At 44.9% G+C, this 16,393-nt stretch carries 8 protein-coding genes; 7 read left to right on the plus strand and 1 reads right to left on the minus strand.

The genetic code is table 11. The features are described 5' to 3' along the window. Positions 1 to 285: 285 nt before the first annotated feature. Entirely contained in the window at positions 286 to 3,012 is a 2,727-nt protein-coding gene (locus ACK8HY_RS01140) for a DUF5695 domain-containing protein (protein ID WP_416132432.1), read from the minus strand. A gap of 219 nt (positions 3,013 to 3,231) precedes the next feature. Here ACK8HY_RS01140 and ACK8HY_RS01145 point away from each other — a divergent pair, with 219 nt between their 5' ends. From ACK8HY_RS01145 to ACK8HY_RS01175, 7 genes are all read left to right on the plus strand, one after another. Then, positions 3,232 to 4,095 carry an AraC family transcriptional regulator gene (locus tag ACK8HY_RS01145; RefSeq protein WP_077436372.1) on the plus strand — a complete coding sequence of 288 codons (864 nt, stop codon included), beginning with the start codon at positions 3,232 to 3,234 and terminating at the stop codon, positions 4,093 to 4,095. A 98-nt stretch (positions 4,096 to 4,193) separates the two neighbouring features. Further along, positions 4,194 to 4,391, plus strand: a complete 198-nt coding sequence (locus tag ACK8HY_RS01150; protein ID WP_416132433.1) for a hypothetical protein — start codon at positions 4,194 to 4,196, stop codon at positions 4,389 to 4,391. 38 nt (positions 4,392 to 4,429) lie between these two features. Then, a complete protein-coding gene (locus tag ACK8HY_RS01155; RefSeq protein ID WP_416132434.1) occupies positions 4,430 to 6,202 on the plus strand; it encodes a DUF885 family protein in 1,773 nt (590 codons plus the stop codon). 20 nt (positions 6,203 to 6,222) lie between these two features. Then, on the plus strand, positions 6,223 to 7,644 hold the full coding sequence (locus ACK8HY_RS01160) for an APC family permease (RefSeq protein WP_077436376.1): 1,422 nt from the start codon (positions 6,223 to 6,225) through the stop codon (positions 7,642 to 7,644). A gap of 73 nt (positions 7,645 to 7,717) precedes the next feature. Then, positions 7,718 to 9,961 carry a prolyl oligopeptidase family serine peptidase gene (locus ACK8HY_RS01165; RefSeq protein WP_416132435.1) on the plus strand — a complete coding sequence of 748 codons (2,244 nt, stop codon included), beginning with the start codon at positions 7,718 to 7,720 and terminating at the stop codon, positions 9,959 to 9,961. A 40-nt stretch (positions 9,962 to 10,001) separates the two neighbouring features. Further along, positions 10,002 to 13,061, plus strand: coding sequence for a beta-L-arabinofuranosidase domain-containing protein (locus ACK8HY_RS01170; RefSeq protein ID WP_416132436.1), 3,060 nt, complete (start codon positions 10,002 to 10,004; stop codon positions 13,059 to 13,061). A gap of 189 nt (positions 13,062 to 13,250) precedes the next feature. Further along, positions 13,251 to 16,388, plus strand: coding sequence for a SusC/RagA family TonB-linked outer membrane protein (locus ACK8HY_RS01175; protein ID WP_416132437.1), 3,138 nt, complete (start codon positions 13,251 to 13,253; stop codon positions 16,386 to 16,388). The last annotated feature ends 5 nt before the right edge of the window (positions 16,389 to 16,393 follow it).

Consider the following 16,393-nt stretch of genomic DNA (forward strand, 5'->3'; position numbering starts at 1 on the left):
CTCGAATAAGTAATTCCTCCTTCGATGCCTTACGGTCTATCACGTTAATGTTTGGCTGTAATCCTAATTATCCGAGCTGGAGGAGTTTAGTTCTGAACTGCAGCAGTTTGGACTTAGTCTATCCGACTGAATTAGAGCGCACGTTGAATGCCAATGTCTTTAACATGGAGACAATGGTAATGCCCTTTGGATCCTACGGTAGCTGATATGCTCCGCGATATGGGTTTTGTTCGACCAGAAGGGCATTTTTAAAGATGAGGAAGTAGGAATCACAAGAAGTATACGTTATTTTGTTTTTCTAAGGATTAGACTGCTTGTGGAAGATGGAACTTCATATCGGTTGAATCTGTCTTTGTTTTCGAGGCCTTCAACGATATACCCACTCTCTGGATTGATATTGAGCAATATATGGGGTAGGAGTACGGATTGATTAAATTGTAAGACTATGCTTTTATCCTTTTGATTGTAGGTCAGGGTTTCGATTTCTCCGGCATCCGTGGTCAGCCACAAATTTTCTTTTGCTAAGAAAATACGGCCTTTAGAAGCTGTTTTTATATCCACTTCGATGGTATCCCGATTTTCTTTAAGATTTCCACTAAATGCCAACCAGCCAAATTCTGGATGGTCGACGATATAGGTGCCTGAATTGACAGCATATCCATAAAATCCAGTGCCGTAGTCGCCCGAAATACCATCGTTGGCTAGGGTAGATGGGTAAGAATGGAAGGCAGCCGGGCCAAAGCCGTCTGCAGTCACATTGGCTAATGCGCCCATCATACCAGCATGGCCTACACGAAGCAGATAGAAATCATCTGGATGGTCACGGTATTCCGTCAATACCGGGATTGCGTTTAAGGCTGAACCATAATGATGCAGCTGACGCTCGATCCGGGATAATTTTCCGCCATAGACAAAATCCCAGTAGCGGCGGGCACTACCATTGTATCCCCAATGGGGGACGGTAGGCATATAGGCGAGGATGGCATTTAAGGTAACCCGGGTTTTGTCGTCAAAACCAAAATACCGGGACCATAAATAGACTTCTTCTTGTCCAGTAGAGTCCCAGGGCATTTCACTTCCAAAGGGATAAGCGAGGCTTTTCCAATGTTCGGCCCGTTTGCGCATCACTGCTTCCAATTGATTCGCTTCAGCTGTCATTCCCTCACGGCGCAAATCATGGAGGATAAGCAAAAAAATGCTGCCTTCCATTTGGCCAAATTGTGCATAATAAGGTGCTTTCTCGATCATCGCCATACTGGTTTGAAAAGCACGGTCTAGATAAACATTCCATCGCTCTTCCCGGATAAGATCCTGATAATCGCGGGCGAGTCGGTACATGACCCAATGGGCAGCAGCGACATGTGGATAGTTATACGAACGACCGATGTTATCCGCCTCTTTTTTAGGCCATGCCGACCAGGTCTTCCAGTTGATGTCTGTTTGGTAGGTGCCTGCCGGCATGGAATCAGGCTCGTAATAAAATAAGCTTTTGACAACGCCGTATTTTTGATCACCTTTCTTGTGCTGGATTCGGCCATACATCGTTTCATGCACAAAGCGTTTCAATTTTGCGATCTCGGTGCGATTGGGCTGCAAGATCTGCTTCATGATGGCTGCTAGCCAGCTGGCAGCCCCGGCTTCATCGCTCAAACCGGCATACCAAGCGCGTGGCTCTTGGGTGACTAATTTCTTTTCTTCATAATCGTAGCTAATCACAGCGGGTGACCTGCCAAACAGGTCCTTGTCATTTTCGAACCATTGGGTAGTCGTCAAGAAATGTCCAAGATCATTGACCACATCTTTTTCGGACTTAATGACTTTGTAATGAATGCTTTGTTCGATGCCATCCTGATAGGTAATAGTCAGACGTGCACGTCCCCACCGCTGACCTTTGATCTCAAAGTGATGCCATTGCTGTGGGCTGTCTTTTAGCTTGCTAACGCTTAGAGCGCCTTCCGGATAGACCGCAATGTTTTTAATCGCCTTGTTATGTTTTATAAACAATTTAACCGGATTATCCAAGGGAACGACATAGCCGGGAGCACCAATGGCCACAGGTCTATGATTCTTTAACAGGGTACGCTCAATTTCTTTAATGCCCGGAGCCAAGACAAACTTGAGGGCAAAAGTTTTGGATTGTTTTGGTTGTAGGAGCGTCGAGGTCGGGATATTCCACTGTTCTATGCCCTTCCAGGACGTTTCGGCAAGTGCTTTGCTATGGATCATCCACTCATGGAAGCCTTCGAAAGTAATACTTCTGGGCGTAGGGTCATCAAGTAAAGGGTTGTAGGCTTCAAATCCGGCATTGCTGTAAGGGATTACCAATAAGCTTGGTCCATTTCCATGCAGATGGTTTACTTGGAGATAGCCCGCATCTTTTCCGATATAGGGATCGAAAAATACATTTTGTGCATGTGCCTGATTCAGATCCTTCCGGTCCATATTATTATTGAATGGAAGTGGAATTCCCAAAGCCCCGATTTCAATCGCTTGATCGGTCGGATTACTGAGTTGAAATTTCAGGACAAGATCACCCCCTACATTCTCCCAACTGCGCTTGACCTGTAAGGGAATGTCCCCTAATGTTGGACTGATGTCAGCAGCAGCCAAGATCGTTTTGGACTGAGGCAATGCGATGACCTTTTTGCGGTCTTTAGCCGAAGAATAACTCGACCATTGCATTTCTCCGCGACGTCTCAAGCTGATGTTGATGTCACCGATATGAAAGAAACCGTTACGGTCGCGCTTGGCTAACATTTCCACCGGTGTATAGTCGAAAGCAGCATCGCCATCGACCTGTTGAAAGGCTGATAGCGTCTGTGAGTGATTGAATACCTTTATTTTCAGCTGCGCTAAAGTGAAGCTTTTAGTTCCTTGATCAATACCCAAAGTCGCCGGCTGGTTTTTAGTAGCTTTCCATACGGGGTGCTCCTCCTGTTGGCTAAATGCAGCATTGGTCAGTAGGATATAAAGTAAGGTAATGAGGATATAGTAACTATTTTTTAAATTCATATTGTCAGGTTTAGCAATTTATAATTCTATAATAGGACTATAAAGTGAATTACTACAAATTTGATTGATTAGGATCTCTATTAATTGCCAGATTTTAACCTAAGCTAATACATTTTTGATATTTTACATGAACGGATTGTTTTGTAAATAGCTAAATAGTAAATTTAATGTATAAATGACACTTTATTGAAAATCATTTCAACTTAACGATTCTAATTTATGAAACCAATTCAATACCAAGTTCCTATTCCTAAGGATAGGACTGTTTTTATTCAGGAGGATTTGTTGGATAAATTTTATCCTTATATGCATCGTCACGAGGAGTATCAGTTGATTTGGATTAAGGAGGGCTCAGGGCAGCTATTGGTCGATGATAATGTGCATTGTTTTGAACATGGCGATATTTTCTTATTAGGTTCGAATCAGGCTCACGTCTTTAAAAATGATTCTATGGATAGGTTTGTACAATCTGTTTCTGTCTTCTTCAATTTAAAAGGCACTTTATCGGGGATTTTAAATTTGCCTGAATTAAGTATGCTACTGGATTTTATCGATAAAAATGGTCGTGGTTTTCAGGTTCCTAAAACATATCTGGCTCAGGTAAGCCGGAGGATAGAATCGCTGAAGAATGCGGATAGTTTAGGTCAGCTCGTAAGTTTCTTTTACCTGTTGAAATCGTTAAACCGGCTTTCGTTCAAACTTAAACCTCTTACAGGAGTGGCGACTGCTGATTTTGGAACTGGAAGCTCCTTTAGGATAACATCGTTATGTGATTTTCTGGATAACAACTATAAGGAGCATATTAGTTTAAATGAAATCGCCGAAAAGGCTAATCTTACCCCCCAGGCATTCTGCCGATATTTCAAGAAAAGTACCGGTAAAACTTTCGTTTCGTATGTAAACGAATTGCGGGTAAGAGAAGCCTGTCGCTTATTGGGCAAGGAAGATTATGATAGTATTTCAAGAGTTGCTTATAGTTCGGGATTTAATAGTGTCACTAATTTTAACCGGGTTTTTAGAAGCATTCTCGGCATCTCACCCAAGATGTATATCGCTAATTACAGGCATTTACTTTACGAATAATTGTAAATGTCAATATCCAGTAAGTAATGATTAAAAGCTGGTTAGTTTGCTGTTTGTAGAGTTGCTTTCTTTGAATAAGAAAATTATAAATTACTCAATTGAAGACCAACTATTGCAGCACGTATTACCTCTTACAGGATGGCCGGGAAGTTCAGATTTCAGAGCAGGCTGACAGACAGAACAATTGTTCCTATGACAATGTAGGAATGATCGTGCGGAGTCATTTTACCCGATTGGCAGCATCCGGTAGCGTAAGGAGTGAAATGGATTTGAACAGCAAATATCTCGGCATTTAGTACAGATTGGTTTCAATAGTCAACAATAAATCGAAAAGATGAAGAGAAACAACACTGACCCTAACGTAAAGAAATTTATAGTCATTGGCGTGCTTTGCACGGCTTCTTCGCTAACAGATGCCCAAAATATGGATTTGTATCAACACACAACACCTATTGAACCTTATATCATCCAGTATCGCCAAGACTTGGAAGCGGTCAATTATTTTTACGGCCCGATGCCTAAAAACTGGGGATTTCAGCAGTCGGCAGCCTCGCCCGAGCAGATCAATAGGCTAGTCAAGATAGACGATGGTTACCTGGCCGAACTTAAAAAATTTGACTATACACGTTTAAATACCAATGGCCAGGTCGATTATATTCTGCTCAACCAAAAAGTGCGGCGACATCAGGATGAACTCAAAGAAGCATTAGCTTCTTACAATCGACTAAAACTCTACTTGCCCTTTGCCGACAATATCTTTCAATTTGAACAGCAACGTCGTAGAGGTGCCACTGTTGTGGGAAAGGATGTTGCTATCATACTCGAGAAAACGGCAGAGCAGGTGGATGCGGCGACCCAAAAGTTAGCCAATGTTGCTGCGATCGAATCAACGGATGTCAATTTTCTGGTCAACATGGTGGAGTCATTGCGGTTACGTCTGGAGAGCGCGTACGATTTTTATAATGGCTATGACCCCTTGTTTACCTGGTGGGTGCCCAAATCTTATGAACATTTAAACGAAAAGTTGATCCAATACAAAGACGTATTGCAGGCAAAGAGCAACTGGAAAGTGTTTAATGATGGTAGTAATATTGGTGGGCAGCCGATTGGAAAAGTGGCGCTCAATAAAAAATTGCGCGAGGAAATGATCGCTTATGATGCGGATGAGTTATTGCGCATTGCTGACAAGGAGTGGGCATGGTGCCTGTCGGAGCTGTTAAAAGCTTCCCATGAGATGGGGTTTGGCAACGATTGGAAAGCAGCGCAGGAAAAAGTTAAAAATACCTATGTACCCGAAGGCCAGCAGCCCGCTCTGATCAATGCATTATATGACCGGGCCCAGACATTCATCAAACAGCATGATCTGATCGATATTCCGGAACTGGCGGATGAAACCTGGGGAATGATCATGATGACGCCTGAACGGCAATTAGTCAATCCTTTTTTTACGGGCGGACGTGAGATCAGTATTTCCTATCCGACCAACACGATGACCTATGAGCAGAAGATGATGAGTATGCGAGGGAATAATCCGCATTTTTCGTTAGGTACAGTGCAGCACGAACTCAATCCGGGGCATCATCTGCAGTACTTTATGAACAAACGCTACAAGCCTTACCGCGAGCAAAATTTCAATACGCCATTCTGGACCGAAGGCTGGACCTTATATTGGGAATTGCTGCTCTATCGGATGGGATTTGCAAAGACAGCCGAAGAACGTATCGGTATGTTATTTTGGAGGATGCACCGTTGTGCGCGGATCACCTTCAGTATCAAATTTCATTTGGGTGAATGGACACCCCAGCAATGTATTGATTATCTAGTTGATCAGGTCGGCCATGAGCCTGCAAACGCACATGGTGAAGTGAAGCGGTCTTTCGAAGGTGCTTACGACCCCTTATATCAATTGGCTTATTTGATCGGCGGTTTGCAGTTACTGAGTATCAGTGATGAATTGGTGGGATCGGGTAAAATGTCCTACAGCGAATTTCATGACCGGGTCATCAAGGAAAATTACTTGCCCATGGAGATGCTAAGGGCCATCTTAACAGACCAAAAGCTCGAACCTAACCATCAGGCAACTTGGAAATTCTACAATTTTAAGTAAGCGCAACCTAACCCTAAATTATGCGTAGTCAACAAAATAGGCAGGAATTCAAAAAGTCATTGGGACTGTTGGATGCCACAATGCTCGTTGCCGGCAGTATGATCGGCTCGGGAATCTTTATTGTATCGTCGGATATCGCCAGAAATACGGGCTCTGCCGGCTGGCTGATGTTGGTATGGGTGATCTGCGGATTTATGACCCTAGCTGCAGCCTTGAGTTATGGCGAACTCAGTGCCATGTTTCCGAAAGCCGGTGGGCAGTATATTTATCTCAAAGAAGCCTACGGTCCAGTGGTCAGTTTTACGTTTGGATGGACTTTTTTTGCGGTCATCCAGACGGCGACGATTGCAGCTGTGGGAGTAGCTTTTGCCAAGTTTACAGCTTATTTGTTTCCTGTACTTGATGAGGATGTTTACCTGTTGCTCATCGGTGACTATCATATTTCATCGGCGCAGCTGTTGGCTATCGCTGTTATTTTACTGCTCACCCGTATCAACACCGGCGGTGTAAAGCATGGTAAAACAATTCAGACGGTGCTGACATTGATCAAAATATTAAGTTTAGTTTTATTGGTCATATTCGGTTTTGCGGCTTTCGATCTGGAGGTATGGAACCAAAATTGGTCCACATCGAACAGATGGGATCTACAGCATTTAAATGTGGACGGATCGACAGCCGCTTATGCCACTTTTGGTGCATTTGGCGCCGTATCTGCTGCATTGGTCGGGGCATTGTTCAGCAGTGACTCCTGGCATTCCTCTGCTGCGGTAGCAGGCGAGATCAAGAATCCGCAACGCAACATTGGATTGAGCCTGGCGCTGGGTACACTGGTTGTAACAGTGATCTATATTTTGACCAATCTGATGTATACGGGTGTATTAACAATCGAGCAGATGGCCAGCGCACCAAAAGACCGCGTGGCCATGCTGGTAGCGCAGGAAATTTTTGGTCCCCTGGGCATAGCCGTCCTGGCGATTATGATTATGGTCAGCACTTTTGGCTGCAATAACGGACTTATCCTCGCTGGTGCAAGGATCTATTATTCCATGGCTAAGGATGGTTTGTTTTTTAAGAAAACAGCAAGGTTAAATAAGCATGCGGTACCAGCTTACGCCCTGTGGTTGCAGGCAGTCGTTGCATCGATATGGTGTCTGACCGGTAAATACGGTGACCTGCTGGATATGATTACCTGTGTGGTGGTGATGTTCTATGTGCTCTGTATCATCGGCATCTTTTGGTTAAGACATAAACGTCCGGATGTACCGCGGCCTTATCGGGCTTTTGGCTATCCCTTTATTCCGGCCATCTATATTGTGATGGGCATCTCGTTTATTATTTTGTTGGTGATCTATAAACCGCAGTTTACCTGGCCCGGTATTATCATCACGCTATTGGGGATACCACTCTATTATGTTGTGAAACAGAAAAACCTGAAGACGTAAGCTCGCTGATTTTCAATGCTGCCTGGGTGCGATGAACGGCAGATTAATATATACGATATAAAAAACAATACATATGAAGTCAACATTTACGGCTGTTTTATTACTGCTATTGCAGCTTACAGGGATGGCGCAGGGGACAGTGGAGGATTATAAACGTGCCAAAGAGATCAGAAGTTCGTTTGCTAAGGTGTATCAGGTGCCACAACAGGTGATCTGGTCTGAAAAAGGAGATCGCTTTTCGTATCGCGTGAATCGCAAAGATGGGAAACGAAGCTTATATCTAGTGGATGTAGCGACGAAGAAAACAATAGAAACTGATGTTGCTGCCATTGAAAAGCAGCTGTCAGATCTGTCAGGCAAAGCGGTAGAATTGGGAGTTTTGTGGGGAAGGGATTTGAAAGTCCTGACGGCGAACGAAGTGGAATTCACGGAAGAGAAAGCGGTCTGGAAGTGGAATACTGTGGAAAATAAGTTGAGCAAATTGCGGGATATTCCTTCAACGGGCACAGACCGTAGATCGGGGGGCTATTGGGGAGCGCGCTGGGATGATAGTAAAGGTGAACCGGTAGAGTCGCCCGATAAAGTCTATACAGCCTATATCAAAAATAATAATGTATACAGCAGTAAAAAATCGGATGCAAAAACTGAGCGGCAGTTGACCTTTGATGGAAGCCCCGGAGAGTATTATAGTGCACGTATCTTATGGTCCAATGATTCAAAAAGGTTGGCGGTGTCAAAAGTGAGAAAGGCTGAAATCAGACAGTTGACCTTATTGGAATCTTCGCCAACCGATCAATTACAGCCTAAGTTACAAACTCGGGATTATAATAAACCGGGCGATGCATTGTCTCAATATTATCCAACTATTATTGATGTAGTAGATGGGCGGCTGATGTCGGTAGATCCTGCCCAGGTCGCCAATCAGTTTTCACTGTCTGGACCCGTCTGGAAATCGGACAATAGCGGGATCACCTTTGAATATAATCAGCGTGGTCACCAACGTTACGACGTTATGGAACTCAGTGCCATAGACGGCAAAACACAAGCAATTATCTCCGAGCGAAGCGCCACATTTATTGATTATAGCGGAAAAAAATATCGCTATGATCTTAAAAAATCGGCGGATATTATCTGGGCTTCGGAACGCGATGGATGGAACCATCTGTATCTGTTCGATGCCAAAACTGGTGCTTTGAAGCGTCAGATTACAAAGGGGAATTGGGTGGTGCGTAAGGTCGTCCATGTGGATGAGGATAACAAAAATATTATTTTTGAAGCCAGTGGCATGCACAAGGGCGAGGACCCGTATCTAATCCATTATTATACGATTGGTCTTGATGGGAAGGGCTTGAAAGAACTTACTCCAGAAGCAGCTAATCACCAGGCAACATTCAATTCGGATCATTCCTTATTTGTCGATCTCTACTCTCGTGTGGACCAAGCTCCACAGGCGGTATTACGTCGGGTGACAGATGGACAGATCATCATGAAGCTGGAACAGGCGGATATCTCGGATCTGGAAGCTAGCGGATGGCGCAAGCCTGAGGTGTTTAAGTCGCTGGGTAGGGATGGTAAAACCGATATTTGGGGCATCATTGTGCGGCCGAGAAATTTTGACCCGAACAAAAAATATCCGGTAATTGAGTATATCTATGCCGGTCCACATAGCGCCTTTGTCCCGAAATCATTTTCTGCTAATCCGGCAGGGCTTGTCGAGCTGGCTGAACTGGGTTTTATCGTTGTTCAGATTGACGGCATGGGCACGTCCAACCGCTCGAAGGCATTTCAGGATGTCGCCTGGAAAAACCTAAAAGATGCTGGTTTTCCAGACCGTATTGCCTGGATGAAGGCTGCAGCACTTCAATATCCCTATATGGACATTGAAAAAGTTGGCATATTCGGGACTTCTGCGGGTGGACAGTCCGCTGCCGGAGCCCTGTTGTTTCATCCCGAATTTTATAAGGTCGGAGTTTCCTCCTGTGGCTGTCATGATAACCGGATGGACAAAATATGGTGGAATGAACAATGGATGGGCTGGCCGATCGGGCCTGAATATGCTGCCTGTTCTAACATCGAAAACGCATATCGACTGGAAGGCAAGCTGCTGTTGATCGTGGGGGAGCTGGATGATAATGTGGATCCTGCTTCGACCTATCAATTTGTCAATCAGCTGATCAAGCATGGTAAAGATCACGACTTTATTATGGTTCCGGGTATGGGACATGCTTCCGGTGGTGATTTCGGAGAAAAGAAACGTCGCGATTATTTTGTCAAACACCTACTTGGTGTCGAACCACCAGCATGGAATGCTTATTAACGAACAATAATCGAGCTTTTGAGCTCATAAAGAGATAGAGATGAAAAGTTACAGAGTTCTTTTACGTATTATCCTCATGGCCATGGTCCTAACGAAGGGGCTGAGCCAGTTACAGGCACAAAGCGGGGATCAAATATTGGATGGAATCGGCGAGACGGGCATGATCGCGCGATATGTCTTTAATGGCGATCTGAAAGATTGGTCGCGCAACAACCTGCACGCTACAGCTGGCCAAAATGCGACATTTATCAACGATAAGCGCTTTGGCAAAGTATTGTCATTATCGGGTGAAAAAAATGATTTTGTTCAGATACCTGCTGATGCATTGACCGATATGGAATCCTTGAGTATATCGGGCTGGATTTACCTGCGTTCGGAAAAAAAGGATCAGGTTTTTTTTGACTTTGGAAAGGATGGGCATAAACATTTCTTTGCCGCTCCTTTCGGGACGAGCACGCAGGCTGGCTTCCAAAGTTTAATGACTACAGGTAAAAATAATCAAAAAGGAGCTGTTGCTCCATCATTGCAATTGAATAAGTGGGTTTATCTGACCATTGTGGTGGATATTCCGGCTAAAACGATGCGGACTTATGTAGATGCTATACCTGTCGCAGAATCGCAACAGATCCCGCGTGAGTTGACAGAAGTTTTTGGAACTGCTGGCGAAAAAAACAAATTATATATCGGAAAATCACTGCTGACGGGATCATCGACATTGGATGGCATGTTGCATGATTTTCGGATCTACCGTGTTCCGCTGACTAAAAATCAGCTGACTGGAATTTATACCAATTCGCAGCGCGGCGTTAGTAATCGGGCTGTAAATGTAACCAAGGTGGAGGATAATTTGCCAGAGTTTCCAATTACCCGGGCGCAACTCTATAATGCTTACTTAGTGGCGGTGCCAGACTTGCAGGTGGAAACGGCATTAGGCGATTTACCGCGCTTACCAAGTTATGTGCCGGGAATATATCAAGAGAATATTGTTGGACCCAAAGTGCGGGTATTGTGGCCTTCGCCCCATGATAACAGTACCGTCCTGGAAGCTGGACGGTATACCATTACAGGCCGGGTTCCGGGAACAGCTATACAGCCTAAAGCAATCGTGACTGTAAAGGCCAGCAAGGCCCCCTCGGCACCGGCGCTGAAGTTGGCGGCTTTTGCACTGAATCAGGTCTCCTTACAAGCAGACGCAGATAACCAGCAAACAAAATTTATTGAAAATCGCGATAAGTTTATCAACACCTTAGCAAAGACTGACCCCAACTCGTTTCTATATATGTTTCGCGATGCATTTGGGAAACCGCAGCCCGAAGGAGCCCAGCCTTTGGGGGTATGGGATAGTCAGGACACCAAGCTCCGGGGCCACGCAACGGGGCATTATCTGACTGCGATCGCGCAGGCTTATGCGAGTACAAGCTATGATAAAACGTTGCAGGCTAATTTTGCCGAGAAAATGACCTACATGGTGAATACCTTGTACGAACTGGCTCAATTGTCGGGTAAACCGCAGCAAGCAAGTGCTGTGGCTACAGCTGATCCAACTGCCGTACCTTATGGACCCGGCAAATCAGCTTATGACTCGGATCTGAGCCGCGAAGGGATCCGGACGGATTATTGGAATTGGGGTGTCGGTTATATCAGCGCTTATCCGCCAGATCAATTTATTATGCTGGAAAAAGGAGCGAAGTATGGTGGACAGAAAACCCAGGTTTGGGCGCCTTATTATACCTTGCATAAAATTTTGGCCGGATTAATTGATATTTACGAAGTGAGCGGTAATCAAAAGGCGTTACAGGTAGCCACAGGGATGGCAGACTGGGTGCATGCACGCCTTAGCCGGCTGCCCAAGGAAACGCTGATACAAATGTGGAACACATATATTGCTGGCGAATTTGGCGGAATGAATGAGGCGATGGCACATCTCTACCGCATCACCCGAAAGGAACATTATTTGAAAACCGCACAGTTGTTTGATAACATCGATATGTTCTTTGGTAATGCGAATCATGAACATGGATTGGCCAAGAATGTCGATACATTTCGTGGATTGCATGCCAATCAGCATATTCCACAGGTAGTGGGCAGCATCGAGCTCTACCAGGTTTCCAATCTGCCGGAATACTACCGGGTGGCAGACAATTTCTGGTATAAAGCAGTCAATGATTACATGTATAGCATTGGCGGTGTAGCGGGGGCACGCAATCCCGCCAATGCAGAGGTTTTTACGGCAGAACCAGCGACCCTATATGAAAATGGTTTTTCTGAAGGTGGACAGAATGAAACTTGTGCAACTTACAATATGCTGAAATTAACAAGCGACCTGTTTCTTTTTGATCAACGCGCCGAATATATGGATTACTACGAACGCGGTTTGTATAACCATATTTTAGCTTCGGTTGCTGAAAATACGCCGGCTAATACCTACCATGTACCACTGCGGCCTGGAGCAATAAAGCAATTTGGAAATCCCAATATGACTGGCTTTACCTGTTGTAACGGTACCGCAATTGAGAGTAGCACCAAATTGCAGCATAGTATTTATTTTAAAAGCCGGGATGATCAGGCTTTATACGTCAATCTATTTATTCCCTCAACCTTGGAATGGACAGAACGTAAGCTGACTGTGCAGCAGACTACTAGCTTTCCAAAGCAAGACGAGACGGAGCTGACCATAAAGGGGAATGGCAAATTTGATCTGCATGTTCGGGTGCCCAGCTGGGCAACCAAGGGATTTTATGTGACTATTAATGGGAAAGACCAGCAGGTACAGGCGCAGCCCGGTACGTATTTGAAACTGAGTCGCAATTGGAAGAATGGCGATCGTATTAGGCTCAAAATGCCATTTCAGTTTCACCTGGATCCGGTCATGGATCAACAAAATATTGCAAGTTTATTTTATGGACCGATCTTATTGGCTGCTCAAGAGCCTGAGGCTAGAAAAGACTGGCGTAAAGTGACGCTTGACGCGCAAGATATCAGCAAATCTATCACAGGTGATCCGCAACGCTTGGCTTTCAAGATTGATGGAGTTGATTTTAAGCCATTCTATGATAGCTACGGACGACACTCCGTTTACCTGGATGTTACTTTAAAATAACGGTACGATAGGCCAACAATAAAGGGGTACTTTGTCAAGCAAAGTACCCCTTTATTATTTTCTTCCAATGCTGGGTTTTGGTCACAATCGAAGCGCGATTGGTTAAATTCGGATTGAAATCAGACCTGATTCTAAGCTAACTTCGGTTATCTATTAACAACTAATATCAATTAACCAAATTAATCAGTTATGAAAAACGCAGGTCTTTTAATAGTCCTAGTGGTTCTCCTTTCATTCGATTTATTTGCGCAACAGGTAACAGGCGTAGTGCAGGATGGTTCGGGGAGTGTAATGGTAGGAGCTACGCTACGAAATTTGTCTACGCAGATAAGTGCGCAAACGAATGGCAAAGGTGAGTTTACGATGGTAGCAAAATCAGGCGACGTTATCGAAGCAAGCTTGCTTGGCTATGAATCAAAGCGGCTAACGGTGGGTTCGGAATCGCGGCTTAATTTTCAATTGAACGCCACATTTTCCACGTTGGACGAAACCGTTGTCATCGGTTATCAAAAAATCTCCCGAAAGAAAGCCACCGCAGCGATTTCCAGTATTTCAGGAAAAGAACTGGCGAATCTGCCAGCGGCAAGTTTTGACCAGCTTCTGCAAGGACGTTTATCGGGGGTTAATGTACAGAACTTTACCGGCGAGCCTGGAGCAACACCTACTGTTCAAGTGCGCGGAAACACTAGCTTAAACCGGGAGTACGATGAATTTAGTGTAGGAAATGCCCCATTATATGTCGTTGATGGCGTTCCGCAGCCACCACAACAGTACACTTCCCCAGTAACGGGAACAGGTACAAATTTTATAGCTGGAATAAATCCGCAGGACATCGAAAGCATTGATGTGCTGAAAGATGCCTCTGCTGCTGCCATCTATGGATCAAGAGCTTCGAGTGGTGTGATCCTGATTACGACCAAAAAAGGCATCAGCCGGGAGCCACAGGTGATGGTTTCGGCCTATACCGGGTTGACACAACGGCCAGAGTTGCGCGATGTGGCTTTGGGGGCTGAAGAACGTAGGCAAAAGATGCGCCTCTTGGAAGAGTTACAGCAATATCGTCCTGATATTGAAAATAGGAATATATCTTTTTTGCTGACCGACAGTTTAAATCCGGCTTTTAACGGATCAACCGATTGGCAGGACATGTACTACCGCAAAGGTATGGTGAACAATGCGGATCTGAGCCTGAGTGGGGGCGGCCCAGGGGGATCCAATTATCGTTTCAGTGCGGGATTATACGATGAGCAGGGAATTGTCAAAGCGACGGGCTTCAAGCGCTATTCAACACGGTTGAACCTCATGTCCAAAGCGCTGAAAGAACGTTTGATGATCAATCCGATAGTAGCCTATTCGCGCACGGAACGTACCCGGGCTGGCGGTGGTGGAGTCGGGGTCACGGCAAGATATACGCCCGCATCTTATTTCAACCTGAGCGAGACGCGAAAAAATTATCTCCTTGGGATGTATAACGATGATTCCGATGTAAATACGGGAAATCAATTTACATTCAACCTGAATCTAGGGTACGACTTTTCAAAAGCGTTAAAATTTACGTCTCAGACTTCTTATATCTATTCCAACAGCAGACGGGATGTAAGCACACCTTCTTCAGTGGCTAATTTTACCGGTAACAGACAAGACGTCTTTTCAGACAACCAGGTCAACGTTTTGTCTTCTAATTATTTCAGTTATAATAAAGAATTTAATAAACATAATCTGAGCATGATCTTGGGAAGTGACCTGGAATATAATCAATACCGTTCCGTAGGGGCGGGAGCTTCCAATGGTGCTTCGGACCAGATCAAAGTCATACAGGGATTTCAGCAACGTTATCTTACTGCTTTTTCCGATTATCAGGCTTATAGTATGGCTTCTTTTTATTCGCGGTTAGCCTATGATTATGATTCCCGGTACTTGGTATCAGCCAGCATACGCGGAGATGGTTCATCTCGTTTTGGGGTGGGTAATAAATGGGGCTATTTTCCTGCTGCCTCAGTGGCATGGCTCGTTTCCGAAGAATCGTTTATGAAAGAGGGCCAGTCCCCATTTTCTATGTTAAAACTTCGGGCCAGTCTAGGCACAACCGGTGGATTGCCGGGCAATAATTACCTACAGTACAATCTCTACCGGGTCAATGCCGGAAATTTTTGGGGAAATGACAACGCCACTTCGTACAACGGCGTCACCGCCATAACTCCGAATCTCGTGGATGGGGTGGCGCAACCGAATATCAGCTGGGAGCGTTCGATGCAATGGAATATCGGTCTGGATGGCGAGATTGCCAACGGTCGCTTTTCTTTTGCCTTTGACGTTTTTAACAAGGAAAATAAACAATCTTTATTTGATGTGGCGCTGCCTGTGACCACCGGATATGACCGCGCTTTGACCAATTCGGTGGGTGTCCGTAATTATGGTGCTGAGGTCGTGTTAATGGCCAATCCGCTTCCAAAGACAAGCCCGGTGCAGTGGTTTAGCCGCCTGAATGTCTCCTATGTGCGAAATAAAATAATGAATCTTCCCAATTCGGGTCGCGATCTAGTGGTTGCCGGTTCCCGTTTTGATAAAGCCCATATCCTATCGGTGGGAAGCCCGATCAATACGTTCTATTTATACCAAACCTTAGGCATTTATTCAACACTGAACGATATTCCGATCAATCCCCTGACAGGTGACCGCTACAATGCTGGTGGAAGCCCTTATGCACCTGGAGATATGTGGATTAGGGATGTAGATGGAGATTACATGATCGATCCGTTCAATGATGGTATCAATCCGGACAAACTACCTATCGGTGATCCAAATCCTAAATTTACGGGTGGCTGGACAAATAATGTGACCTGGAAGAATTTCAATCTGGGCGTACTCTTCACCTTTTTGTTCGATAGGGATGTGCTCAATCTCTATCAATCCGATCTCTTTGAGAATGGTGCTGCGACCAATTCAACCTATGATTTTGCGCGGTATGCGACACCCGATTTTAGTAAGATCAATATCTGGCGCCAACCGGGTGACCGTGCCGATTATCCAGCCTATCCTTTGGGGTCTTGGCGCTACTATACCGTTGCTGGCCAGACCTTTTTCTTAGATCAGGGAGATTATTTCCGGGTGAAAAGTGTGAGCCTTTCTTATAGTCTGCCCAACCGCCTGGTAACAGGTTGGGGGATGAGAAGCATCCGCATGTACGGTATCCTGGATAATCTACTGATGTTCCAGCGTTCGAAAAGATTGCCAGATGCCGAGGCTGTAAATTATTATGGTGAATATGAAGGGAATGGTTATCCGATCCCCAGAAAGTTCACCTTTGGTGTTGAATTACAATTTTAATTAGT

The sequence above is a fragment of the Sphingobacterium sp. NGMCC 1.201703 genome (genome assembly GCF_047784615.1).
In the GTDB taxonomy this organism is placed as follows: Bacteria; Bacteroidota; Bacteroidia; order Sphingobacteriales; family Sphingobacteriaceae; genus Sphingobacterium.

Bases quoted from the DNA above. Each gene is read 5' to 3' on its own strand.
- ACK8HY_RS01140 (WP_416132432.1), bottom strand. From the start codon at position 3,012: ATGAATTTAAAAAATAGTTACTATATCCTCATTACCTTACTTTATATC.
- ACK8HY_RS01145 (WP_077436372.1), top strand. From the start codon at position 3,232: ATGAAACCAATTCAATACCAAGTTCCTATTCCTAAGGATAGGACTGTT.
- ACK8HY_RS01155 (WP_416132434.1), top strand. From the start codon at position 4,430: ATGAAGAGAAACAACACTGACCCTAACGTAAAGAAATTTATAGTCATT.
- ACK8HY_RS01160 (WP_077436376.1), top strand. From the start codon at position 6,223: ATGCGTAGTCAACAAAATAGGCAGGAATTCAAAAAGTCATTGGGACTG.
- ACK8HY_RS01165 (WP_416132435.1), top strand. From the start codon at position 7,718: ATGAAGTCAACATTTACGGCTGTTTTATTACTGCTATTGCAGCTTACA.
- ACK8HY_RS01170 (WP_416132436.1), top strand. From the start codon at position 10,002: ATGAAAAGTTACAGAGTTCTTTTACGTATTATCCTCATGGCCATGGTC.
- ACK8HY_RS01175 (WP_416132437.1), top strand. From the start codon at position 13,251: ATGAAAAACGCAGGTCTTTTAATAGTCCTAGTGGTTCTCCTTTCATTC.